The 23,958-nt window shown below is 41.2% G+C and carries 22 protein-coding genes; 12 read left to right on the forward strand and 10 right to left on the reverse strand.

The features are described 5' to 3' along the window. The first annotated feature begins 30 nt into the window (after positions 1-30). The 4 genes from JX304_RS06645 (at position 31) to JX304_RS06660 (ending at position 4,525) form a co-directional block, all read left to right on the forward strand. A complete protein-coding gene (locus JX304_RS06645) occupies positions 31-696 on the forward strand; it encodes an MmcQ/YjbR family DNA-binding protein (protein WP_205011793.1) in 666 nt (221 codons plus the stop codon). Position 697: 1 nt separating this feature from the next. After that, a complete protein-coding gene (locus tag JX304_RS06650) occupies positions 698-2,452 on the forward strand; it encodes an ABC transporter ATP-binding protein (protein ID WP_205011794.1) in 1,755 nt (584 codons plus the stop codon). Beyond that, positions 2,439-4,193, forward strand: a complete 1,755-nt coding sequence (locus tag JX304_RS06655) for an ABC transporter ATP-binding protein (protein WP_205011795.1) — start codon at positions 2,439-2,441, stop codon at positions 4,191-4,193. Before JX304_RS06650 ends, JX304_RS06655 begins: the two co-directional genes overlap by 14 nt. An 83-nt stretch (positions 4,194-4,276) precedes the next feature. Continuing rightward, positions 4,277-4,525 carry a hypothetical protein gene (locus JX304_RS06660; RefSeq protein ID WP_205011796.1) on the forward strand — a complete coding sequence of 83 codons (249 nt, stop codon included), beginning with the start codon at positions 4,277-4,279 and terminating at the stop codon, positions 4,523-4,525. A gap of 17 nt (positions 4,526-4,542) precedes the next feature. On the opposite strand, the gene JX304_RS06665 is transcribed toward JX304_RS06660, so the two are convergent. From JX304_RS06665 to JX304_RS06675, 3 genes are all read right to left on the reverse strand, one after another. Further along, positions 4,543-5,847 (reverse strand): PLP-dependent aminotransferase family protein, encoded by a 1,305-nt coding sequence (locus JX304_RS06665; protein WP_205011797.1) that lies wholly within the window; start codon positions 5,845-5,847, stop codon positions 4,543-4,545. Positions 5,848-5,910: 63 nt separating this feature from the next. Beyond that, positions 5,911-6,558, reverse strand: a complete 648-nt coding sequence (trhA, locus tag JX304_RS06670; protein ID WP_205011798.1) for a PAQR family membrane homeostasis protein TrhA — start codon at positions 6,556-6,558, stop codon at positions 5,911-5,913. Beyond that, entirely contained in the window at positions 6,533-7,033 is a 501-nt protein-coding gene (locus tag JX304_RS06675) for a DUF1836 domain-containing protein (protein WP_205011799.1), read from the reverse strand. Before JX304_RS06675 ends, trhA begins: the two co-directional genes overlap by 26 nt. A gap of 66 nt (positions 7,034-7,099) precedes the next feature. On the opposite strand from JX304_RS06675, the gene yaaA reads away from it, so the two are divergent. Next, complete coding sequence (gene yaaA, locus JX304_RS06680; protein WP_205011800.1) at positions 7,100-7,825, forward strand: peroxide stress protein YaaA; 726 nt, start codon at positions 7,100-7,102, stop codon at positions 7,823-7,825. 118 nt (positions 7,826-7,943) lie between these two features. Here the strand turns inward: yaaA and JX304_RS06685 are convergent, their stop codons facing one another. Beyond that, positions 7,944-8,390: a MarR family winged helix-turn-helix transcriptional regulator gene (locus JX304_RS06685; RefSeq protein WP_003001765.1), complete on the reverse strand. Its 447-nt coding sequence runs from the start codon at positions 8,388-8,390 to the stop codon at positions 7,944-7,946. A 357-nt stretch (positions 8,391-8,747) separates the two neighbouring features. Here JX304_RS06685 and JX304_RS06690 point away from each other — a divergent pair, with 357 nt between their 5' ends. The 7 genes from JX304_RS06690 (at position 8,748) to JX304_RS06720 (ending at position 17,735) form a co-directional block, all read left to right on the forward strand. Further along, positions 8,748-9,095, forward strand: coding sequence for a DUF5590 domain-containing protein (locus JX304_RS06690; protein WP_239649419.1), 348 nt, complete (start codon positions 8,748-8,750; stop codon positions 9,093-9,095). Positions 9,096-9,111: 16 nt separating this feature from the next. Beyond that, a complete protein-coding gene (locus JX304_RS06695; protein WP_205011802.1) occupies positions 9,112-10,290 on the forward strand; it encodes a pyridoxal phosphate-dependent aminotransferase in 1,179 nt (392 codons plus the stop codon). Between the two features lie 153 nt (positions 10,291-10,443). Then, positions 10,444-11,787 (forward strand): asparagine--tRNA ligase, encoded by a 1,344-nt coding sequence (gene asnS / locus JX304_RS06700; protein WP_430544375.1) that lies wholly within the window; start codon positions 10,444-10,446, stop codon positions 11,785-11,787. A gap of 67 nt (positions 11,788-11,854) precedes the next feature. Continuing rightward, a complete protein-coding gene (locus JX304_RS06705) occupies positions 11,855-12,592 on the forward strand; it encodes a DUF1003 domain-containing protein (protein WP_205011803.1) in 738 nt (245 codons plus the stop codon). Between the two features lie 58 nt (positions 12,593-12,650). Further along, complete coding sequence (locus JX304_RS06710; protein ID WP_205011804.1) at positions 12,651-13,850, forward strand: MFS transporter; 1,200 nt, start codon at positions 12,651-12,653, stop codon at positions 13,848-13,850. 418 nt (positions 13,851-14,268) lie between these two features. Then, the gene (locus tag JX304_RS06715; protein WP_205011805.1) at positions 14,269-15,996 is read left to right on the forward strand and encodes an ABC transporter ATP-binding protein; all 1,728 of its coding nucleotides are present in this window, start codon (positions 14,269-14,271) and stop codon (positions 15,994-15,996) included. Further along, positions 15,993-17,735, forward strand: a complete 1,743-nt coding sequence (locus tag JX304_RS06720; protein ID WP_205011806.1) for an ABC transporter ATP-binding protein — start codon at positions 15,993-15,995, stop codon at positions 17,733-17,735. The genes JX304_RS06715 and JX304_RS06720 overlap by 4 nt, the downstream gene beginning before the upstream one ends. A gap of 352 nt (positions 17,736-18,087) precedes the next feature. On the opposite strand, the gene JX304_RS06725 is transcribed toward JX304_RS06720, so the two are convergent. The 6 genes from JX304_RS06725 to JX304_RS06750 form a co-directional block, all read right to left on the reverse strand. Further along, on the reverse strand, positions 18,088-18,441 hold the full coding sequence (locus JX304_RS06725) for a type II toxin-antitoxin system RelE/ParE family toxin (RefSeq protein WP_205011807.1): 354 nt from the start codon (positions 18,439-18,441) through the stop codon (positions 18,088-18,090). Further along, entirely contained in the window at positions 18,431-18,715 is a 285-nt protein-coding gene (locus JX304_RS06730) for a type II toxin-antitoxin system RelB/DinJ family antitoxin (RefSeq protein ID WP_033629679.1), read from the reverse strand. Before JX304_RS06730 ends, JX304_RS06725 begins: the two co-directional genes overlap by 11 nt. Positions 18,716-18,985: 270 nt before the next feature. Continuing rightward, positions 18,986-19,726: an amino acid ABC transporter ATP-binding protein gene (locus JX304_RS06735; protein WP_200773367.1), complete on the reverse strand. Its 741-nt coding sequence runs from the start codon at positions 19,724-19,726 to the stop codon at positions 18,986-18,988. Further along, the gene (locus JX304_RS06740; RefSeq protein ID WP_205011808.1) at positions 19,726-21,909 is read right to left on the reverse strand and encodes an amino acid ABC transporter substrate-binding protein/permease; all 2,184 of its coding nucleotides are present in this window, start codon (positions 21,907-21,909) and stop codon (positions 19,726-19,728) included. Before JX304_RS06740 ends, JX304_RS06735 begins: the two co-directional genes overlap by 1 nt. Positions 21,910-22,190: 281 nt before the next feature. Further along, positions 22,191-23,267 (reverse strand): sensor histidine kinase, encoded by a 1,077-nt coding sequence (locus JX304_RS06745; RefSeq protein WP_205011809.1) that lies wholly within the window; start codon positions 23,265-23,267, stop codon positions 22,191-22,193. Next, entirely contained in the window at positions 23,252-23,923 is a 672-nt protein-coding gene (locus JX304_RS06750; RefSeq protein ID WP_205011810.1) for a response regulator transcription factor, read from the reverse strand. The genes JX304_RS06745 and JX304_RS06750 overlap by 16 nt, the downstream gene beginning before the upstream one ends. Positions 23,924-23,958 lie beyond the last annotated feature (35 nt).

The raw sequence follows: 23,958 nt of genomic DNA on the forward strand, positions 1-23,958 counted from the left end.
TCTAGTGCAAAAATAAATAAGGGAGAGAAAATGTTTTTAGAGCATTATTTTGACCGCTACACTTTTCAGCCAGAAAAGGGATTGGCTTATGGATTTGAGAAGAGAGAAGCAGGCTATGAGTACCAGTGCCCCGTCTTATCGGACACTTTTCTCTTAAAGTTCCGAGTCTGCGAGCAGAAGATTTCTTTTCATGTCTATGATCAGGATACAGGGGACGAATATATCCAGATCCATCTGGAACAGCTACAAGGAAATTTCGTTGGCCAAGTCAGGGAAGCCTGTCAAGAAAGACTTGCAAGGATCCGCCAAGCCTGTTTTGAGGTAGAAGAATTTCTCTATCCTCAAGCCAAGCGTCTCATGGCTTATATCTCTCTGCACTATCAGGGAACGATTGAATATTTGTGGGAGAGATCTCCGGAATCGGGTGCCATTCGCCACCGAGACACTCTTAAGTGGTATGGTGTCTTTATGACCATTGATTGGAAAAAACTGGATGCTAGCAAGTCAGGGAAAATAGAAGTTCTAAATGTTAAGTCTGACCAAGTAGCCCATTTCATCCAGCAGAAAGGGATTTATCCAGCTTTTCATATGAATAAAAACTATTGGGTGAGTATCCCCTTAGATGGAACAATTGCTGATGAGGTGTTGTTTGCTCTAGTGGATAGTAGCTGGCAGCTTACCAAAAAGGGGAAATAAGATGCATCTGTTAGGGAAATTATCTTGGTTTTTTAAATTAGAGAAGAAGCGTTACTTAATCGGGATAGGGTCCTTGATCTTGGTTAGTTTTTTAAATCTCATTCCTCCAAGAATCATGGGACTTGTGATTGATATGATCGATAAAAGAAGCCTGACACTGGGGCAGTTAGTTGTGGACATCGCTCTTTTGGTCCTCGCAGCTCTTTCCATGTATGGACTTCGTTTTGTCTGGAGACGCTATATTTTTGGGACGGCCAATAAGTTAGCTAGGATTTTGCGTTACCGTTTGTTCAAGCACTTTACGCTCATGTCACCGTCTTTTTATCAGCGTTATCGGACAGGAGATCTCATGGCTCATGCTACCAATGATATCAATGCGGTAACCATGTTTGCCGGTGGTGGGGTTATGTCTGCAGTGGATGCGTCTGTCACAGCCTTGGTGACCCTGGTCAGCATGTTTTTCATGATTGATTGGCGCTTAACCCTCTTGGCTATTTTGCCCCTACCAGTTATGGTGGTAGTGACTTCAGCCATTGGACGCAAAAACCACCAAGCCTTCAAAGAAGCTCAAGAAGGCTTCTCGGAGCTCAACAACTTTGTGCAGGAATCAGTATCAGGAGTCAAGGTAACCAAATCCTTTGGTTTTCAGTCAGATGAGATTCATGCTTTTGAAAAGACCAATCAGATGGTCTTTTCAAAGAATATGACTTCCGCCAGTTACAACGCCTTATTTGATCCGACCACTCTTCTTTTTGTGGGCTTCTCCTATGTATTGACCCTTTACTTCGGAGGGCTATTTGTCCAAGAAGGGAGCCTGACAGTGGGACAAATCGTAACCTTTATCACCTATCTTAATATGCTCGTATGGCCCCTTCAAGCCATGGGCTTCTTATTTAATATTAGTCAGAGGGCTAGCGTCTCCTATGACCGAATTGAGACACTTTTAGCAGAAACACCTGAAATCCAAGATCCAAACCATCCAGTCAGAGAAATCCAAAATGGAGATTTGGAATATGACATTAAAGAATTCGCCTATGAGAAAGAGCCTGTTCTTAAAAAGGTTGCTTTTCATTTAGAAAAAGGCCAAACTCTTGGAATTGTTGGGCCGACTGGATCTGGAAAGACCACCTTGTTGCGCCTCTTACTCAGAGAGCATGACCTGGAGCAGGGAGAGATCTTATTAAATGGTATCTCTATCAAAGATTATCGTTTAGAAGATCTTCGTAGCTTGATCGGCTATGTTCCCCAAGATCAGATTCTCTTTGCCATGACTATTCGTGAAAATGTGGCTTTTTCTGATCCACAGATTAAGGAAGAAGAGATGATAAAAGCTCTGAGAACCTGTGGGGTCTATGAGGATATCTTAGCCATGCCAGATCAGATGGAGACAGTGCTCGGTGAGAGAGGAGTCTCTCTTTCTGGAGGACAAAAGCAACGGATTGCTATGAGTCGTGCTTTGGTCATGAATCCTGAGATCCTGATTTTGGATGATTCCCTGTCTGCAGTAGACGCTAAGACGGAGCATCAGATTATCGAAAATATGAAACAGGAACGCAAGGGGAAAACAACCATCATCACAGCTCACCGCTTATCAGCGATCGTTCACGCGGATTTGATTCTGGTAATGGAAAACGGACAGATCAAGGAGAGAGGAAATCATGAGGAATTAATGGCTCAAAAAGGTTGGTACTATGAAACCTACCAAGCCCAACAATTATCAGAAGAAATGGAGGGAAAGCTGAATGAAAACATCTGAAGCTCGTGTGATGAAGCGTCTCTTGAATTACATGTGGCGTTACAAGTGGTTAACAGTCCTAGCCTTAGTCTTTACCTTCCTGACTAGTCTTTTATTGACAGCGATCCCTCTAGCGGCACGCTGGTATATTGACCACCTAGTGGATCCAACAGAAACCGGCTCGCCAGTTATGACAGCTTTTCAGTTTTTGATTCTCTACTATGGGTTATTCATTGGTCGCGTGCTGGCAACTTACCTGAGCCAATTAACCTTTGCGCGTGTATCCAATTCCATCGTAAGAGATATCCGTCTAGATATTTTCCAAAATCTGCAAAGGCTGGGCATGTCTTTTTATGACCAGACAGCAGCAGGTTCGATTGTCTCCCGTGTGACTAATGATACACAGGCCGTCGCAGATATGTTCTCCACTGTCTTTTCAAGTCTGGTTTCATCCTTTTTACTTTTTGTAGTGACCCTGGTGACCATGTTTAGCCTGGATTGGCATTTGACTATTTGGATTCTGCCTTTTCTTCCCATCATTTGGTTTTCCATTCGACTCTATCGCAAGTTATCCAACCGCCTGGTCAAAATGACGCGTCAGAAATTATCAGATATCAATGTGAAATTATCTGAATCCATCGAAGGCATGCGGATCGTGCAGGCCTTTCGCCAAGAAAAGCGTTTGACCGATGAGTTTGAACGAATTAATGGGGAACATTTGGACTATGCCAATCGTTCTGTCGATGTCAATTCCCTCTTTTTGAGACCAGCTATGACCCTTTTACAGGTCCTAGCCTATGCAGTCATTCTGACCTTTTTCGGTCTAAATTGGCAGTCTTCTGGCTTTACAGCAGGTCTTATTTATGCCTTTATCCAGTATGTCAACCAGCTTTTCCAACCCTTGATTGATGTCACTCAAAATTTTGCTACCTTACAGACTTCAACCATCTCTGCGAGTCGTGTCTTTGAGATGATGGATCGAACAGACTACGAACCCAAGCAAGCTGGCTATATAAACAAAATTGAGCGAGGAGATATTCGCTTTGAGCACGTTTCCTTTTCATATGATGGCAAACGGGATGTCCTAAAAGATATCTCTTTTGAGGTCAAAAATGGCGAAACCATTGCCTTTGTCGGTCATACTGGTTCTGGTAAATCTTCCATTATCAATCTCTTTATGCGATTTTATGAATTTGATCGCGGACGGATCTTGATTGATGGAAAGGATATCAAGGACTACAGCCAGGAAGCCTTGCGCCAGTCTATCGGTCTAGTGTTGCAGGAACCTTTTCTCTATCATGGAACCATTGCTTCTAATATCCGGATGTACCATGAAGAACTGACAGATGAGGAAATCCGACAAGCAGCTGCATTTGTGGATGTGGCTGACTTTATTGAGGGTTTACCTGGTGGCTATGATCATTCAGTAACAGAGCGGGGGTCTACCTTATCGACCGGTCAGCGTCAGCTTCTGGCTTTTGCCCGGACGATTGCTGCCAAACCGAAGATTTTGATTCTCGATGAGGCTACTGCCAATATTGACCAAGAAACCGAAGAGATGATTCAAAACTCTCTGAAGAAGATGCGACAAGGACGGACGACCATTGCTATCGCGCACCGCCTTTCCACCATCCAAGATGCCAACTGCATCTATGTGCTCGATAAAGGAAAAATCATCGAATCGGGAAACCATGAAGAGCTCATTGCTCTTGAAGGAACCTATAAGAAAATGTATGACCTGCAAGCTGGTATGATGCAGTAAAAAGGTTGTGATTACAAATTTAACCTTGTATTTTTGCTCTATTCGCAGTAAAATAAAGAAAAGAAGAAAAGGGAGTAAGGCATATGTCAAATGATTTTATCCTCATGGGAGTTGTGATTATCTTATTTGGACTCTATTTCACTCTGCAAGTCGAGCTCAATAAGGTAAGGAATCAACTAACCCATTTCCTCCTTCAACCGGGAAGTATTTCTAAGGAACAAAAAGAGAGGTATCTCAAGGCTCCAGAGATAGAAGCCATTCGCTTAATTCGCCTGGACTATCGGATTGGCCTTCAAAATGCCAAACTTGTCTATGAGCACTTAAAGAAATAAGAAGACCCTCGTATAGGCTATACGAGGGTTTCTCTTTCAAAAAAAGGCGTCAGCTTTGGTAAAAGTTTGGCAACATCTGCTGATTGGATTTTTGCTAGTTGATAGGGACAAGGAGTGATGTAGGCTGCTTCAAAGAAATCAAGCGGGAGTCCACTGTGTTTTAAGGCAGCAAGAGATTTGACCTGATGAAGATCTACTAGGACCCCATCGTGGGTCAGGGTCAGATAAGGTAGAAGAGCAGACTGCTCCATCAAAGTCTTCAGACTTATTTCTTCCTCTTTTTTTCTGGCGAGGAGTCGCTTTTTATTGGTCAGATACATACCATTATCGATATAGAGGCTCAAAGCCTTTTGCATAATAAGGTTGCTATCATAGTCCAGAATTGTCTTATAGGTCAAGACAGGTTTAAGAAGGGATTGGGGAAGGATCATGGAAGTAATGCGAAGAGCAGAAAAGAGATTGGTCGAAAAAGACTTGATATAGATAACTCGATTATTGCGATCTAGATAATGAAAAGAAGGAGCATTGCGGCCATCAAGATCTCCTAAATAGTCGTCCTCGACAAGGTAGACATCATATCGGTCAGCTAGTTGCAAGATCGCTTCTTTTTGCTTGGTTGAATAGCTATGACCGAGCGGATAGTGAAAACGGGGGATCGTGTAGAAAAATTTGATGTGGACACTCTTAAAAATCTCTTCGAGTTCCTCGAGGTCAATTCCCGTTAAATTTCGTTGAATGGTCCGGTAGGCAAGTTGCTGCGAATCTAAGAGTTGGTTCATCCGATGATAAGTCGGCTGCTCGATCAAGATCTGCGATTTTTTATTGGGAAAGTCAATCTGGCTGAGGATATTGAGTGCCTGCTGGGTACCAGCAGTTAAAACAATTTGATTTTCAGTCGTATAAATCCCTTCTTCCTTCAATAAGCCTTGAATCGATTGGCGTACTTCGAGTAAGCCTGCTTGGTCCGAAAAGTTATTGAAGAGGTAATTCTCACGACCAATCAAAGTTTCGTTGATACAGGTCCGGAAATCCTCGAAAGCTTGGTCGCGGTCTTTCTCTAATTTTAGTGGAAGATCCTCATGTCGATCAGGTGCCTGCTCCAAAACATAGTAGCCACTTTGAGGTTTAGCATAGAGGAAGTGCTGGTAGGTCAAATCCAGTAAGGCCCGTTGCACCGTATCCTTACTACAAGAAAATTGACTGGCTAACTGGCGTACAGAAGGAATTTTCTGTCCGGTTTCTAGTTCACCATCTTGAATAGCCTTTTTTAAAACATGAATAATTTCTTGGTATTTGCTCGTCTTCATTCTGACTGTCCCCATACAGTTTTTTTCTATTGTACAGAAAAAATCACAAAAAAACCACTCCGAAGAGTGGTAGCAGTATTACATAAAGTAAACGATGGCTAAATACTGAAGAGCAGAAGCTGCAAGGATGAAAAGGTGCCAAATCATGTGGAAGTATGGCTTTTTCTTGGCATAAAAGCCCGCTCCAACAGTGTAGCAAAGTCCTCCCATGAGCATGAGACCCCAGAAGACTGGATTGGTTTGGCTGACGATTTGGGGAATAATAAAGATGACCAACCAGCCCATGATCAAGTAAAGAGCGAGGCTGAACTTTTCATTGACTTTTTTGGCAAAGATTTTGTAGAGAATGCCAAAGATAGTGGTCCCCCATTGGATTAAGATAATGCTGTAGCCCATCCAGTTGTTCATCAAGGTGAGGACAACCGGTGTGTAACTACCTGCGATCGCAATGTAGATCATGGAATGATCGATAATACGAAGCACATACTTTTGAGGCGAATCGTAAGACATAGCATGGTAGACGGTCGAAGACAGAAACATCAAAAAGAGACTGATCACAAAGATAGAAGTTCCAAAAGCACTGAGAAGACCGTGTTGCTCAAAGCTATAAACAGCTGAGATTGGAAGTAAGATCAGCATGAGAAGGGCTCCAACAGCGTGGGTTACGCTATTGGCGATCTCTTCTCCAAAGGATAATTTTTTACTTAGTTTCATGGTATAATTCATCAGTTTCTTCCTCCGTTTTTACTGGTTGAATATAAGATAGGGTTTCAAGATAAAGTTGAACGGTCTGACAGGCAGAGCGAATAATGGGAGCGATCGGTTCTTTTTGCTCATTGAGATAAGCAACAAAGCTATTATAGAGAAGATCTGAGCTCGCCTGGTCCTGTAAGAAATTTAAGGTAGAAGCGATCTCCTGAATAGAAAAGACCGTTTTTAAGGTTGTAATAGCGATCAAGCGAGCTACCTGTTTACGCTGGTATTTCTTCTTATCTGGTTTTTCGACGTAACCATGTTTTACGTAATTGTTGATCATGGCAGCTGTCAAGCCCTTGTCTGAAGAAGAGAGGACAGGTGCACAGGTTTTATTAACATAAAGAAGGACCTGATCGAGATAGAGGTCTAGCTCAGGCAGTTGCTCCCAGGTTGGATAGGAAAAAGTGGACACTAAATCTTCACCTTTCTTTGATCTAGTTTTCATAACTAGATAATAACATTAATAAAAACTCCTGTCAAGAAATTTTGAAAAATATGGTACAATAGACCTATGAAACTATTAATTCCATCCGCTAAAGAACTGAACGAACAGACTCGTATGGTCGAGTCCCAACCCTTGTCACACAAGACAAAAACCATCCTCCAAGCTTTGAAACAATTCTCACTAGAAGAATTAGCGACCTTTTACGGGATCTCAGATGAAAGAGCCATAATAGAAAAAGAAAGAATTGAGGCTCTGTTAGCTGGGAGTGCTAAAACTTATCCTGCTTTGGAACTGTTTGATGGTCTCATGTACCGGAGCATCGAGCGTCAAAACTTATCTAAAAAAAAGCAGGATTATCTGCAGGAGCATTTGTTGATCACGACTGCTTTATACGGTGTGCTACCCGCCTATGAAGGGATTGCTCCCCATCGCTTGGACTTTATGATGAAGCTAAAACCAGCTGGAAAGTCTCTAAAGTCACTCTGGAAAGAAGACTATGATCAGGCAGTAGAAGGTGACGAGCAGATCCTATCTCTTTTGTCCTCTGAGTTTGAACAGGTCTTTTCAAAAACCATTCGTGAGCGAATGATCCGGATCAAATTCATGGAGAATCGTGGTGGGACACTGAAGATTCACTCAACGATTTCAAAGAAAGCACGTGGGGCCATGGTGACAGCTATGATGAAAGAAGAAATCACCCATCTAGAAGATCTGAAATCATTAGAAGTAGCAGGTTTCTCTTATCGTGAGGATTTATCGCAAGAGAAAGAATGGGTCTTTGTGAAAGAATAAATAAAAAAATTCCTGACAAGCATCAGGAATATTTTTTTGATCTGTTAGATAAAGAGAATGCACGATGAAAACCCCAAAATAGAGGATTTTGGAGTCAGAATCGTCTTGAGCAGTAGGTTTAGGCGATGTGTTTGAATTTCTTCAAGAGTTCTGTCAACTCAGCTTGCTCACCGCTATTAAAGACTTGCATCAAGCGTTGAATATTTTTGATATGATCTGGAAGAGCTTCTTCGATCTTTTTACGACCGGCATCTGTAATAGATACAAGATAAGCACGGCGGTCTTCTGGATCGGTTTCGCGTGTAATCCAACCATCGCGGACCATATTGCGAATAACCACAGTCATATTTCCAGAGGTCGCAAGAATGCTATCAATCAGATCTTGAATGCGGAGATCGCCCTTGCTGTACAAGGTCTCAAGGACAGAGAATTGAGTTGGTGTCAACTGGTGCTTTTTAAAGATATGAGCCTCAGAGGCACGGATCAATCGTTCTGCCTTGTGGAAGACGATCATAGTTTTTAAATCTACGTTTGCTTCTTTGAATAATCTCTTTAAATTTTCCATATCTATATTTTATCAATAAATAGTATTTCTATCGTTTAATTTTATTTTCAAATTAGTTACAAAATCGTGACATTTTTATTAAACTATGAACAAATAATAGTAATGGTGTTAATTTTAGTTTGTTTCTCAAACAATTTTATACTAAAACATTGTAACAGGTATGAAATATTGGTAACAATTCTTTCTTGAAAATCTATAGAATTCTAGGTGGCTTTAGTGTATAATGGGGGAGTGAAACAGAAAAATAATCTTTTTATCATATGGCAACATATAATAGGAATCTGTATCTTAGTGTTGACGGTCCTTTTTTCTTGGCTATTTCTTGCTGAAAAAACTTCCGATCGCTTGCAGGATCAAATGGCTCAAGCAAGAAAGACAGCCTTGTCTCACTCTTCGATCGCTACCATTGAAACAGAGAGTTTCTTTCATGGCAAAGAAGCGTATCTTTCTTTTATTGGCAAGGACCAAGAGGGCCAAGAACTAGCGGTCTTGGTGGCGGAAGCAGATGATCAGGTCTATACTTACCCTTTAAAAGAGGGGATCAGCCAGAAAAAAGCAAAGGCGATTGTGAAAGAGAAGAGCAAAGACGCGATTGATCGGGTAACTTTTGGACGCTTTAAAGGCAAACCGATCTGGGAAGTCAAAGCTGGGAGCTCTTATTATGTGGTGGATTTCAAGACTGGGAAAGTCACTGGTGTTTTTTAAGATTTGAGGAGGAAATATGAAATTATCAAATCGTGTATTGGAAATGGAAGAAAGCGTGACGTTGGCTGCAAATGCTCGTGCCAAAGCTTTAGCTGCAGAAGGTCGGGATATCTTGAGTTTGACGCTTGGTCAACCTGACTTTGCGACTCCAAAAAACATTCAAGAAGCAGCAGTCGCATCGATCGAGGATGGTCGGGCTAGCTTTTATACGGTAGCATCTGGGCTTCCAGAATTGAAGGATGCCATTAGCGACTATATGAAGCAATTCTATGGCTATGCAGTGAACCGCAATGAAGTAGTGGTGGGTACTGGGGCCAAGTTTATTCTTTATGCTTTCTTTACTTCTGTTATCAATCCAGGTGATGAGGTCATCATCCCAACTCCTTGCTGGGTTTCTTATGTAGACCAGGTCAAGATGGTAGAAGGAACACCTGTTACTTTCCAAACAACAGAAGAAAATCACTTCAAAGCCACTGTAGAGCAACTGGAAGCAGCGCGTACAGACAAGACAAAGGTTGTCTTACTGAATTCGCCTTCTAATCCTACAGGAATGATCTACAGCAAGGAAGAATTGGAGGCGATCGGTAACTGGGCTGTTGAACATGATATCTTGATTTTGGCAGATGATATCTATGGCCGTTTGGTCTATAATGGCAACACCTTTACGCCAATTTCTAGCTTATCAGAGGCGATTCGCAAGCAAACCATCGTGATTAACGGAGTTTCCAAAACCTATGCCATGACTGGTTGGCGGGTTGGTTTTGCAGTAGGGGATTCTGAAATTATCGGAGCCATGGCCAAGGTCATCAGCCAGACAACTTCCAACTTAACGACGGTCTCCCAATATGCTGCCATTGAAGCCTTGACAGGAGACCAATCTTCTATTGAGATCATGCGTAAAGCTTTTGAAGAGCGCTTGAATACCATATATCCTCTTTTGAATGAAGTGCCTGGTTTTGAAGCCATCAAACCGCAAGGAGCCTTCTATCTTTTCCCAAATGTCAAGAAAGCCATGGAGATGAAGGGATACACGGATGTGACGGAATTTACTACAGCGATTTTGGAAGAAGCAGAGGTCGCTCTGGTAACGGGAGCTGGCTTTGGTGCTCCTGAAAATGTTCGCTTGTCTTATGCGACCGATTTGGATACGCTCAAGGAAGCTGTACGTCGCCTTAAGGCCTTTATGGAAAAATAAGCAATAAGGATTCTCAGTTAGCATTCTGGGAATCTTTTCTGTTAAAAAAACAAGATTTTTGGCAGGTAGAATCTAGCGTATATAGGTGAATTGTGTTACAATAAAAGGTAATGATGTCTTTGGACAAGAACAACCAGAAAAGGAAGATGAATTATGACAAAACGGATTACCATCATCGAAGTAAAAGACTACGTCGGTCAAGAAGTGACCATCGGTGCTTGGGTAGCAAACAAATCAGGTAAAGGGAAAATTGCCTTCTTGCAATTGCGTGACGGGACTGCCTTTTTCCAAGGTGTAGCGTTCAAACCAAACTTTATCGAAAAATTTGGCGAAGAAACTGGACTTGAAAAATTTGATACCATCAAACACTTGAGCCAAGAAACGTCTGTTTACGTTACAGGGATTGTCAAAGAAGACGAGCGCTCGAAATTTGGCTATGAGCTCGATATTACAGACATCGAAGTCATCGGTGAATCGCAAGACTACCCAATCACTCCCAAAGAACACGGTACAGATTTCTTGATGGACAACCGCCACTTGTGGTTGCGTTCTCGTAAGCAGGTTGCTGTTATGCAAATTCGTAATGCCATCATCTACGCGACTTATGAGTTCTTTGACAAGAATGGCTTCATAAAATTTGATAGCCCAATTCTTTCTGGAAATGCAGCAGAAGATTCTACAGAACTTTTCGAAACAGATTACTTTGGAACACCAGCTTACTTGAGCCAATCTGGTCAGCTTTATCTTGAAGCTGGTGCTATGGCCCTTGGTCGCGTCTTCGACTTTGGTCCAGTATTCCGTGCTGAAAAATCTAAGACTCGCCGTCACTTGACTGAGTTCTGGATGATGGACGCTGAGTACTCTTACTTGACGCATGACGAGTCACTTGACTTGCAAGAAGCTTATGTGAAAGCTTTGCTTCAAGGTGTTTTGGACCGTGCTCCTCAAGCTTTGGAAGCTTTAGAACGGGATACAGAGCTCTTGAAACGCTACATTGCAGAGCCATTCAAACGGATCACATATGATGAAGCTATTGACCTCTTGCAAGAACATGAGGGTGATGAGGATGCTGATTACGAGCATCTTGAGCATGGAGATGACTTTGGTTCACCACACGAAACGTGGATTTCAAACCACTTTGGTATCCCAACTTTCGTAATCAACTATCCAGCAGCTATCAAGGCATTTTACATGAAACCAGTTCCTGGTAACCCAGAGCGCGTGCTTTGTGCAGACTTGCTTGCACCAGAAGGTTACGGAGAAATCATTGGTGGTTCGATGCGTGAGGAAGACTATGATGCCCTTGTCGCTAAGATGGAAGAGCTTGGCATGGATCGTACAGAGTATGAATTCTACCTTGACCTTCGTAAGTACGGTACAGTGCCACACGGCGGATTCGGGATCGGTATCGAGCGGATGGTCACTTTTGCGGCTGGTACAAAACATATCCGTGAAGCCATTCCATTCCCACGTATGTTGCACCGTATCAAACCTTAAAAGACGTAAAAACGCCGGTAGGCGTTTTTAACTTTTATATCACAAGATGATTAGGAAAGGGATTCTTATGCTGAAAAGAGATATCATTGATGGAAAAGAATATGATTGTATTCATGGTGCTTTGATTGCTGACTTGGATCATACCATCCAAACCATGTTGCAGATTTCTTATCCCGATAGTCAGATGGATGACTTTATCACCTACAAGAATTTAAGTCAGTATTGTATGGATTATTTGTCCCAAATTATTGACCGGGCGAATGAGAAAAATGAGGCGATCAAGCAACAGGTGACGGCAGTCTTGCCGATGACGGAGGCTCCCTTTAACGTTGAAGACCGCTTAACGGCTAGCTATACCTTTGGTCAGCGGGTGGCGGATTCGGTCGCACGATTTGGTGGGTCATGGACTTTTATCATCACCTTTATCTTGATGATGGGGATCTGGATGCTGATTAACGTGGTGCATCCTTTTGGCTGGAATTTTGACCCGTATCCTTTTATCTTGTTGAATCTAGCCCTGTCTACGATTGCAGCCATTCAAGCTCCTCTGATCATGATGAGCCAAAACCGGGCGGCAGATTATGATCGCCTGCAAGCGCGAAATGACTTTAACGTCAATATGGAGTCTGAACGGGAAATCCGCTTATTGCATACGAAGATTGACCATATGGTGCAACAAGACCAGACGGATTTACTGGAAATTCAAAAGCTGCAAACGGAATTATTGGTATCCCTGTCTAATCAAGTCATCCAATTGCGTCAGGAAATAAATCAAGAAAGAATAGAGGAGGTGGAGAAAATGTAGGCAACTCTAAGTAAGTCTTTTAGAAACACAAAAAATATCTATTGAAAGAGAGAAAACAATGTTTAAAAGAACTTACAAAGGCAATATTCCACTCCTAGCAGGACTGGAATTTACATCTTATTTTGGAATCACCAGTTTTTGGATTTTATTTTTCATTCAGAATGGTCTTTCCTTGCTTCAAATCGGTCTCTTAGAGAGTATCTTTCATGGGACCAGTCTCTTGTGTGAGATCCCTTCTGGTATGTTGGCTGATCGATTTAGCTACAAGACCAATCTCTATTTGGCTCGCTTATCCAGTATTGGATCCTCCATCTTGATTTTATTTGGTCAGGGGAATTTTTGGATTTATGCGCTTGCCATGATGGTCAATGCCTGGTCCTACAATTTTGACTCGGGAACCAGTACCGCTTTCTTATATGATTCAGCAGTAGAAGTGGGTCAAAAGGACCGGTATCTTCAAATTTCTAGCTTTTTGTCTGGTGTGGCTGAGGTCACCCGAACTTTAGGTACAGTTGTGGCAGGCCTCTTTGTTCATGGCGCCTTGGCTTGGACCTATTATATTGCCATTGGCCTTTCATTAGTTTCCATTTTCTTGATTTTTCTGATGAAAGAGCCTGAAACCAAGAATAATGAAAGAGACCGGCTTACCTTAAAACGGATAGTGGTGGTAGTCAAACAAGAATGGCAGGAAAAACCAGTACTTTTTTACTGGATGCTCACCTATCAGTTGGTAGGGACCATCATGTGTATGTTTTATTTTTACTACCAACAGAAAATTAGTGACCTAGCTAGTTGGCAAGTGTCGCTCGTTATGCTTGTTGGGAGTCTCTTAAATCTCCTAGCGGTTTATCTGGCTAGTCAAATCGGAAAAAAATGGAATAGTGATAGCGTCTTTCCGATTCTGGTTGCACTGACAGGTTTGGCCTTGTTTTTGGTCGCATTCAGGACTCCATTCGCATATCTAAGTGTCTATCTCTTAACCAATGCCCTTTATGCAGTGTACCAACCCATATACTACAATGAGTTACAAGGCTATTTACCGTCCAGTGTGCGTGCAACCATGCTGAGTATCAATTCGATGATGTTTAGTCTATCCATGATCGTTATCTTCCCACTGACGGGTTGGTTTATTGATAGTTATGGATTTGTAGCAGTCTTTATTGTGTTAGGACTTATAACCTTATTCTCTTTCCCTCTCTTACTGATTGGACTGAGAAAAATGGGCAAGACCTTAAACAAGAGCCTAAAGAGTGAATAAAATTCTGACGGTTCATTTGTCTAGCAAGGTTTAAATAGAACAAAACTAAACGAACTTTCTCTGCTATGCAGGGAGATTAAGATTGAAGAAAAAGTCATCTTAGAAACTTTCCTTAGGCGAGGACGGACGTCAGCAAACTTCGAAGAAGTTCCATGACTAATTATTGAGCCTAAGGTCTCAATAATTCCGAGTGCTAGAAACAATAGTGTTTCTAGCACTTTTCTCACAGCGGAAAGTTACAGTAGATGATTGAATAACTTTAACAAATAAAATTTTTTTATCTTTAAAGAAGTTAATAAATTTGTATAAAAGTGCAGTTTATTTGTGTTCTCATTCTCTCTGCTATGCAGGGAGAGTTTTTTTGTCTGTCAAAATTGTGGTAAAATAGGTACATCCTTTACAATTAGAATCGAGTCGTATGAAATCGTTATTGAAGTATTTTAAGGGCTATTTGGCAGAAACCTTTTTAGGGCCCGTGTTTAAACTTTTAGAAGCCATTTTTGAATTATGTGTTCCCTTAATCATTGCCCACTTGGTCGATCAGGTCATTCCTCAAAAGGAAACGAGCGGAGTGGTGATGACGGTCGGAGTTTTGTTTTTATTTGCCGGCTTTGGTGTTGTCGTAGCTATTACGGCCCAGTATTTTTCTTCTAAGGCAGCTGTCGGCTTTACACGCGAGATGACCAAGGATTTGTATGATAAGATCTTGTCCCTTCCAAAGGACAAGCGAGATAGGATCGGTACTTCTAGTTTGGTAACCCGTCTCACTTCGGATACTTATCAAATCCAGGTTGGGATCAATCTCTTCTTGCGTCTCTTTTTGAGGGCGCCGATTATTGTCTTTGGCTCTATTATCATGGCCTTTACGATCAGTCCGAAACTAACTCTTTGGTTCTTGGGGATGGTAGCCATTTTGACGCTGATTATTGTCATCATGTCTCGGATTGTCAATCCTCTCTTTGCAACCATTCGGAAAATCACAGACCGAATGGTTACGGTAACCCGTCAGCAATTTCAAGGGATGCGAGTGATTCGGGCCTTTGGACAACAGGCTCGTGAATTAGAAGATTTTAGAGAGGTCAATCAGGACTACAAAGTCTGGCAAATTCGAGCTGGTATCTGGTCTAGTTTGGTGAGTCCCTTGACCTACCTTGTGGTCAATACGACCTTAGTCTGTGTTATTTGGCAGGGACAATTGACCATCTCTGCTGGTCTTCTGACTCAAGGGATGTTGGTCGCTCTGGTCAATTATTTATTGCAAATTCTAACAGAATTGATCAAGCTGGCTATGCTGGTCACGTCTTTAAATGTCAGCTATATTTCAGCCAAGCGGGTACAAGAGGTCTTTGATTTGAAAGAAGAAGACCTCCTAGAAGCTTTGGCAGAGGAAACTGCAACAGAACAAGAAGCGATCAGTGCAGAGGAAGTTTCTTTCACCTATCCAACGGCTTCAAGCCCAGCCCTAGAGGGAATTTCCTTTGATCTTGACCAAGGTCAGATGCTGGGAATTATCGGTGGTACAGGATCTGGGAAGTCCACCCTTGTTCAGTTATTGAGTCATTTGTATGCCGTTAGTCAGGGTAAATTAGCCCTCTATCATCAAGCTCACTCTCCTAAAACTCTCAAGGAGTGGCGGGAGTGGGTAGCTGTTGTCCCACAGAAGGCAGAGCTCTTTAGAGGAACCATTCGTTCCAATCTCTTACTTGGGATGGATGAAAGTGTGACAGATCATGATTTGTGGTGGGCACTAGAAACGGCTCAGGCGGCTGATTTTGTTCGTGAAAAAGAAGGACAACTGGATGAGCCGGTTGAAGCCTTTGGTCGAAATTTTTCAGGTGGTCAACGCCAGCGTTTGACCATTGCGCGTGCTCTTTTGAAAAAGGCCCCTTTCTTGATTTTGGATGATTCGACTTCTGCCTTGGATTATTTGACGGAGGCTCGTCTCTTAAAATCGATTAAAGAAGAATTGAGTGACACAAGTTTGATCTTAGTATCTCAACGAACCAATAGTCTCAAGTCGGCTGATCAGATTTTGGTCTTGAATAAGGGCCATCAAGTAGGCCTGGGCAATCATGAGTTCCTCTTGGCTACGAATGAGATTTATCAAGAAATTCATAAATCACAACACGGGAGGGAGGAAGCATGAGTAAAAAAGGTTCTAGTTATTTAAAACGTCTGTTTAGAGATTTTGCTCACCATCCCGGGCTCCTGATTCTAGCCAGTATCGGAACCATTGCTCAAGTAGCCTTGACGGTTTGGTTACCGATCTTGATTGGACATGCGGTTGACTTGGTCATCAATCCTCAAGGGATGACAGTCTTATTGCCCGTTTTGGTCCAAATGGTACTGATTATTTTAGCGAATACCTTGATTCAATGGATCAATCCCCTTCTCTACAATCAATTGGTCTATCGGTTTAGCCTAACCCTAAGAGAAGAAGTCATGGAAAAAGTGCATCGATTGCCCTTATCTTATCTGGATAAACAAGGGAGTGGGGACTTCGTCAGTCGTCTCACGACCGATGTGGAGCAACTCAATAGCGGGCTTCTGATGGTCTTTAACCAGTTCTTTGTTGGGATCTTAACCATTCTTGTGACCATTGTAACAATGGCAGAGCTGGATTTCTTTATGATGGTAGCGGTTCTGGTCTTGACTCCTTTGTCTCTTTTGATTGCTCGTTTTATTGCCAAGCGTTCTTATACGCTTTTCCAAGAGCAGACCAAGGCGCGTGGCCTGCAAACTCAGTTGATCGAAGAGTCGTTGACGCAAGAAAGTTTGATCCAGTCCTTTAACGCTCAGGATCAATTCCGCGAGGCCTTTAAGGGGACGAATGAAACCTACGCCAAGTATTCCCAATCTGCTATCTTTTATTCTTCTACTGTCAATCCTGCGACTCGCTTTGTGAATGCCTTGATTTATGCAGTGGTGGCTGGATTTGGTGCGGTTCGAATCATTTCAGGTTCGCACTTCACAGTTGGTCAATTAGTGACCTTCCTCAATTATGTCAACCAATACACCAAGCCATTTAATGATATTTCCTCTGTCTTGTCAGAACTCCAAAGTGCCCTTGCCTGCGCAGAGCGCTTGTACAGCGTATTGGATCAAGATGAGATCAAAGAGACGGGACATCAGGTTCTAGAAACTCAGGATGTCAAAGGAGCGATTGGTTTTGAGCATGTCGCATTTGGCTATGATTTAGGACGGACCTTGATCAAAGATTTAACCATTCAGGTTCCAGCCGCTAGTAAAGTAGCGATTGTAGGGCCTACAGGAGCAGGAAAATCGACCTTGATCAATCTGCTCATGCGTTTCTACCCTGTTAATTCTGGAGAGATCACGATTGATGGGGTACCAATTACGGACTACACTCGTGCTTCCTACCGCCAACAGTTTGGCATGGTTCTACAAGAAACCTGGCTTAAGGTTGGGACGATTCATGAAAATATCGCTTTTTCTCGGCCAGATGCGACCAGAGAAGAAGTGATAGAAGCAGCCAAAGCAGCCAATGCGGATTTCTTTATCCGGCAGTTGCCACAAGGCTATGATACTTATCTTTCAGATGCAGGAGAATCCCTCTCACAAGGGCAACGCCAGCTCTTAACGATTGCGCGTGTGTTCCTTTCGGTTCCTAAGATTTTGATCTTGGATGAGGCGACATCGTCTATTGATACCCGGACTGAGGTCTTGATTCAAGATGCCTTTCATCAGCTCATGAAGGGACGGACCAGCTTTATTATTGCCCACCGCTTATCGACCATTCAAAATGCCGATATGATCCTTGTCATGGTGGATGGCGATATTGTTGAGCATGGCACTCATGAAAAGCTAATGCAAGCAAAAGGTGTTTACTACAAGATGCAGACAGCTCAGCAACAAATTCGTTAGAATGAAAAGCATTTTCAAACCTGAAAATGCTTTTTTAGTACAAAAAAAGCATCTAGCAAAATTGCTAGATGTAAGTGTTATCACCAGGAAGTGTCTATTTATGTTTGGAATTCATAACTTGTCCCTTAAGTATGGCAAGAAAACATTATTGCATCCAACATCTCTAAAGTTCCAAGAGGGGAAATTATATACAACTTATAGAAAATCCTCGTTGTTGAATAAGATTGGACTGAATTCAATCAAGGTTTCTAAAGGGGATATAGCTGTAAAATATTATATATATACCGTATTGTCAAACCAAGACGGTACCAAAAATTAAGGTTTCGGAGCTTATAAACTTAAGAAAGTTGTCTCAAGTATTTGGCCTTTTTTTATTGTCTTTTTGTAACAAAGTAACGTAGTCACTTTTAGTGTGGAATAGGTGAGATAAAAAAAGAGTGTTTCGTTTTTGGTCAATGAAGTAAAGCAAAACATATTGGTCTATAATTTTTCCTCGTGAGGGATACTTGCTGTTAATCTTTACTCCGATTTTCTCATCAGCGTCAAAGCCTGCTTCAGGAAAAATCTCTAAACTTTTTAAGCTGTCTAAGATTTTAGTCACAGTATTTTTGGCGGATTGAGGGGATAGAAGTACCGTAGCTATATAGTCGTGTATATTGTCGATAGCATTCTCGACCTCTTTTGAAGCAATCACTTTATAAGCCATAACGTACCCTCATATCGTCTAGGGAAGTTCCTTCGCCTGCCTCGTATTCTCTCAAGGCACGCTCAGATTGGGCTTGTAATTCTTCAATCAACTGTTCTCTATGTAGATCTTCGGCCGTCTTAATAGGCAAATCTTGCTCTAGGACTATTTGCTCCACAAATAAAGAAATAGCATCTGTCATTGTCATTCCCTTTTCCTTGATAATTTTTCGAGCTTGTTCCATAGTGGCTTCATTCAGTTTAAAATTGTATTGTTTCGATAAAGTTATAGCCATGATATATCTCCAATCTATACGTTATAGATTGATTATATACTAGATATAGACTTTAATCAAGAAAAAAGAGAGCGGGACAGAAATCGGTCATTCGTTAGAATTCGATTTCGTCGTCCCACCTCCGCACAGTTGAGTAGGGCAGTAAAAGCTGATGAAATCAGCGTAGTAGAGCCCACTCAACCACTGCGTCTTGCTCGATAATCCAAAAACAAGAAGAGGCTAGGACTTTTGTCCCAGCCTCCTCAGAAACCATGAGGGTATATTATCTTTTTAAACGTTTAGCACCTTATCCAAGAATTCTTTCAAACGTGGGTGTTGGGGGTTATCGAAGATTTGGTCTGGTTTGCCGTCTTCGAGGAATTCGCCGTCTGCAGTAAAGATGACGCGGTTGGCTACTTGGCGGGCAAATCCCATCTCGTGGGTGACGATGATCATGGTCATCCCTTGCTTGGCCAAGTCCTTCATAACGTTCAAGACATCTCCAACCATCTCAGGGTCAAGGGCAGAAGTCGGTTCGTCAAAGAGCATAATATCTGGATTCATGGCGAGTCCACGCGCAATGGCCACACGTTGTTTTTGACCACCGGAAAGGCTGTTTGGATTGGCATCGGCTTTATCTGCGAGACCAACTTTTTCCAATAATTCCATCCCGACTTTTTGAGCTTCTTCACGGGTCATCAGTTTGTGCTCTACTGGCGCAAACATAATGTTTTCTAGGACACTCATGTGAGGGAAGAGGTTGAAGTGTTGGAAAACCATCCCAATATTTTCACGGACCAAATCAACATTGGTTTTTGGATCGGTTAGATCATATCCATTTACGGTAATTTGACCTTTTGTCACTTCTTCGAGTAGATTGAGACTCCGAAGGAAGGTCGATTTACCAGAACCGGACGGTCCGATAATACAGACCACATCCCCTTCGTAGAATTTCGCTGAGATTCCTTTTAAGACCTCATTTTCACCATAGTATTTGTGGAGGTCATGGACATCAATTTTTAATTTAGTCATTAGTTAACCTTCTTTTCTAATTTTTTTGCAAATCGTGTTAGCAAGGTGATAATCACGAGGTAGAAAACGGCAAGGATCGCATACATCTTGAAACTTTGGTAGTTTCGAGCAATGATGATTTTACCAGTTTGGAAGAGTTCGACCAATCCAATGGCAGAAACGATCGTCGTATCTTTCAGGGCAATGACGAATTGGTTTACAAAGTTTGGAAGCATGAGTTTGGTTGCTTGTGGCAAGATGATCTTACGCATGGTCTTGCCATAAGAGATTCCAAGGCTTCGGCTGGCTTCCATCTGTCCAATTGGTACAGCTTGGATCCCCCCACGGACAATTTCTGCGATATAAGCAGCAGCATTGAGGGAGAGGGCGATGGTACCTGCAACAAAGTCGTTGATTGGCGATTGGTGACCTGTGACAGATTCAATCAAGTTTGGAATTCCCCAGAAGATGAAGGCAGCAAGGATCATGAGTGGGATCCCACGAATAACATCGACAAAGATTTCTGCTGTCCAGCGGAGCCATTTATAAGGGCTAACACTAAACATCCCAAAAATAACACCGATCACCATAGCAATCGCGAAAGAGAGAAGTGCAAGGGCAAGGGTTACACCCAAACCACTTAACAATTGTTTGTAGTTGTTTTGGAGCAAGCCCCAGATTGTTGTTTCATCTGCTGTTGTACTTGAAGTACTTGATTTGCTATCTGACTTAAGATATTTATCTAGAATCTTTTGGTATTGGCCATTTTTCTTCAAGTTTGCAAGACCGTTATTGAACATTTCGATCAATTCAGGATTTTCACCTTTTTTAACGGCAAATGCTAGTTGACCACTTGGAGTTCCTTCGATAGGTGTTTTGAATTTACGCCCTTGTTTAATAGCGTATTTGATAACCGGTTCGTCGTCCATAATCGCAGCGACAGAACCAGAATTCAAGCTGTCATACATAGAAGCCCCATCAGAGAAAGTTTTGATCTTGTAACCATATTTCTTTTGGTTTTCTTCAAGGAAGGTCTGCGATGCAGTTCCGTTTTTAACACCGACCGTCTTACCTTTTAAGTCATCGTAAGAATCAATCTTGCTATCCTTTTGGACTGCAAGAATAGAGTTAGCAGTATAATATGGTTCAGAAAAATCAAATGTTTCTTTCCGAGCATCGGTCACGGTCATCCCTGCGATTATTCCTTGCGCATGACCAGATTGGACATCACTGACCGCAGCGTCAAATCCAGGGTTATCAATTTCAATAGTAAATCCTTGGTCTTTGGCAATGGCCTTGATCAAATCCATATCGATCCCTGTATACTTATTTTTCCCATTCTGGAAAACGAATGGTGCAAAGGAAGAATCACTTGAGATACTGTATTTTGATTTTTTAGGGGTCGCTTTTTGACCAGCAGGAGTAGTGGTTTCTGGAACGGCACTGTTCCCAGATGATTGGCTTTCACCGGTCCATTTCTTGATGATCTTATCAAGTGTCCCATCAGCTTTCATTTGGGCGAGGGCCTTGTTAAATTGAGTGATCAATTTTTCATGTTTCCCACCTTTTTTAACACCAAAGGCAAAGCCACCGACTGCTTCTCCATCCATATTGATCGCTAGGTCCTGACCTTTTTGGATGGCATATTGAATGACCGGCTGATCGTCCATAACTGCATCCACTGCACCAGTTGATAAGCTATTGTACATGAGATCACCCGTATCAAAAGTTGTGATACTGTAGCCGTACTTGTCCTTGTTTTTATCAAGGAAGCGTTGGGCTGCAGTTCCGTTTTTGACACCGACTTTCTTTCCTTTTAATTGGCTGTACTTCGTGATTTTGTCGGCTTTCGTAGTCGCTATGACAACTTTTGTATCGTAGTAAGTATCAGACATGGTGAAGACTTTTTCACGTTCAGTTGTTTTGGTCATTCCGGCCATAATGGCATCCGCTTGACCAGCTTGAACAGCATTGACTGCAGCATCAAATCCAGGGAAGGATTTATCTAAATCCCAGCCATTGATTTCAGCGACCTTGTCCAAGATTTCTACGTCAATTCCTTTATAGGTTTGATCTGAATCCTTAAATTCAAATGGTGCATAAGCTGTGTCGAAAACGACCTTGATCGTCTCAGCATGAGCATGACCAGCGAATGCTACCAGAGGAAATAAGAAAAGCAAATAGGCTAGTAATTTTTTCTTCATTTCTGTCTCCTTTTTCTTCATTTCTCTTTGGGTGTTTGACCCATGAGTACATTGACCAAAGGATGGCCTGAAAAAACAAAACATTCATACCAAATAGAGTATGAATGATCTTATATTTTTCTATAAAAGCTATTATATCAGAAAAATATCAGTTTAGCAAGAAAAATCAACTTTTGATGTTAGGTTTTCTGACATGAAGTTTCGTACATTACTGATTTTTTGGAGTCATTGGAGTCATAAATGAAGGAAAGTCGAACTCATATTGATGGGTTCGGCTTTTTCTATATAATAATAGGAATAATTAGCTTGACTTGTGCACCATGATTAATATTTTCTAAATGCATCGTTCCATTATGAAGTTTCATGACGCGTTTGACGAAAGATAAACCAAGTCCATAGTGACTTTCTTGAGAGGGTGTTCTTGCTTGGTCATCTTTATAGAAAAGATTTCCAGCATTCTGTAATATATTTTTTGAAAAATTAGATTGGTTATTCCATATAGTTAGAACTAATTGACTATTTTCTTGTGAAATTGTTAGCTGGATTTGTGCATCATTTTCTTTTTGATGTTGTATAGCGTTGTTAATAATATTTGTGATTGCTCGGAAAAATAGATTGGAATGAATTGCAATTTGTGTTGATGGAGTTACTGTGTTAGTAAAAACAAAATGTGTATTTCTAGGGAGTAAAGGTGAGATATGTTCCTGTAATTGATAAGTTACTTGTTTAATTGATATGTTTTCAAGTTGAATATCATGGTCATAAAAAGTTTTGGAGTATTGGATAAAGTGGTTAAAATAATCGTTTAACTGAATACTTGCTTGTTCCAGATCTTTTAGACATTCCATTGCTTGAGGTGTTTGCTCGGTGGATTGTAAGAATTCAGCATTTCCTCTGATGACGGTTAGAGGGCTACGAAGATCATGTGCAGCACTAGATACTTGAAACGTGAGTTCTTTTTTTTGATCTTTTTCATTTTGAATTCTATTTTTTATTTCAGATTGCATTTTTTCGATCAGTTCATTTGTTTCAATAAATTCTTTAATCTGCAAATGGTGATGTTCATTTTTTGTGAAATATAGACCACTATGATAAACCATCTTCATTTCTTTTTGAATCTTGGTTAATAACTGTCTAATATTTATTACAATGATAACAATTAAAATGATGCAAAGATAAATCCAAGAACTGACACTAAAAAATAAAGCAAAGCGATTGGCATTTTTCTCATTGATTCCAGATACAGAAGATAGAAGAGCGGGGAGTATGTAGAAAAGTATAAGACATAGAAGAAATTGCCAAATAATTGTAAGGTAGGTACGCTTAATGAGTTGCTTGATCGTCAATTCTTTTTCCATTTGTATCCTCCTCCCCATACTGTTTTGATTGGATCAATTTGATGAATTTTAAATTTTTGTCTAATTTGATAGATGTATTCAGTGATTGACCGTAGTTGAGCGTCAGAGCTTACAGGATAGAGATAATTGTAAAGTTCTTCTGTGCTAAATATTCGGTTTTCATTTTTTGCTAAAAGATAAAGTAAATCAAACTCTCGCTTAGTTAATGAAATTCTCTTTGATTGATAATAAACTTCTTGACGATCTCGATAAAAAGTTATATCTGAATTCATTTCTTCTTTAGAGGAATCGTGAGATCTTTCTTCTCTACGAAGATGCATTTGAATTCTTGCAATCAATTCTTTTATGCTGAATGGTTTTGTGATGTAATCATCGGCTCCAGCTTGTATTCCTTTTAGTAAATCTTCTTCAAAATCTTTAGCGGTTAGAAATAAGATTGGAGTAGCAATTTGTGGACGAATGGAACGACAAATTTCTAAACCAGAAATAGGCATCATGACGTCAAGTAAAATTAGATCAAATCCTGTAAAGTCACAGATATTGATCTCCTCTATATTTTTACGAGTTTCCACGTGAAAGTTGTTTGCTTCTAATGCATTCCCTATTAATCGTAAGATTTTTTCATCATCGTCAATGGCTAAAATTTTATACTTCATAGTTCCTCCAATTATATGAGCATATTATAGCAAAT

Source organism: Streptococcus parasanguinis (assembly GCF_901875555.1).
GTDB lineage: Bacteria > Bacillota > Bacilli > Lactobacillales > Streptococcaceae > Streptococcus > Streptococcus parasanguinis_H.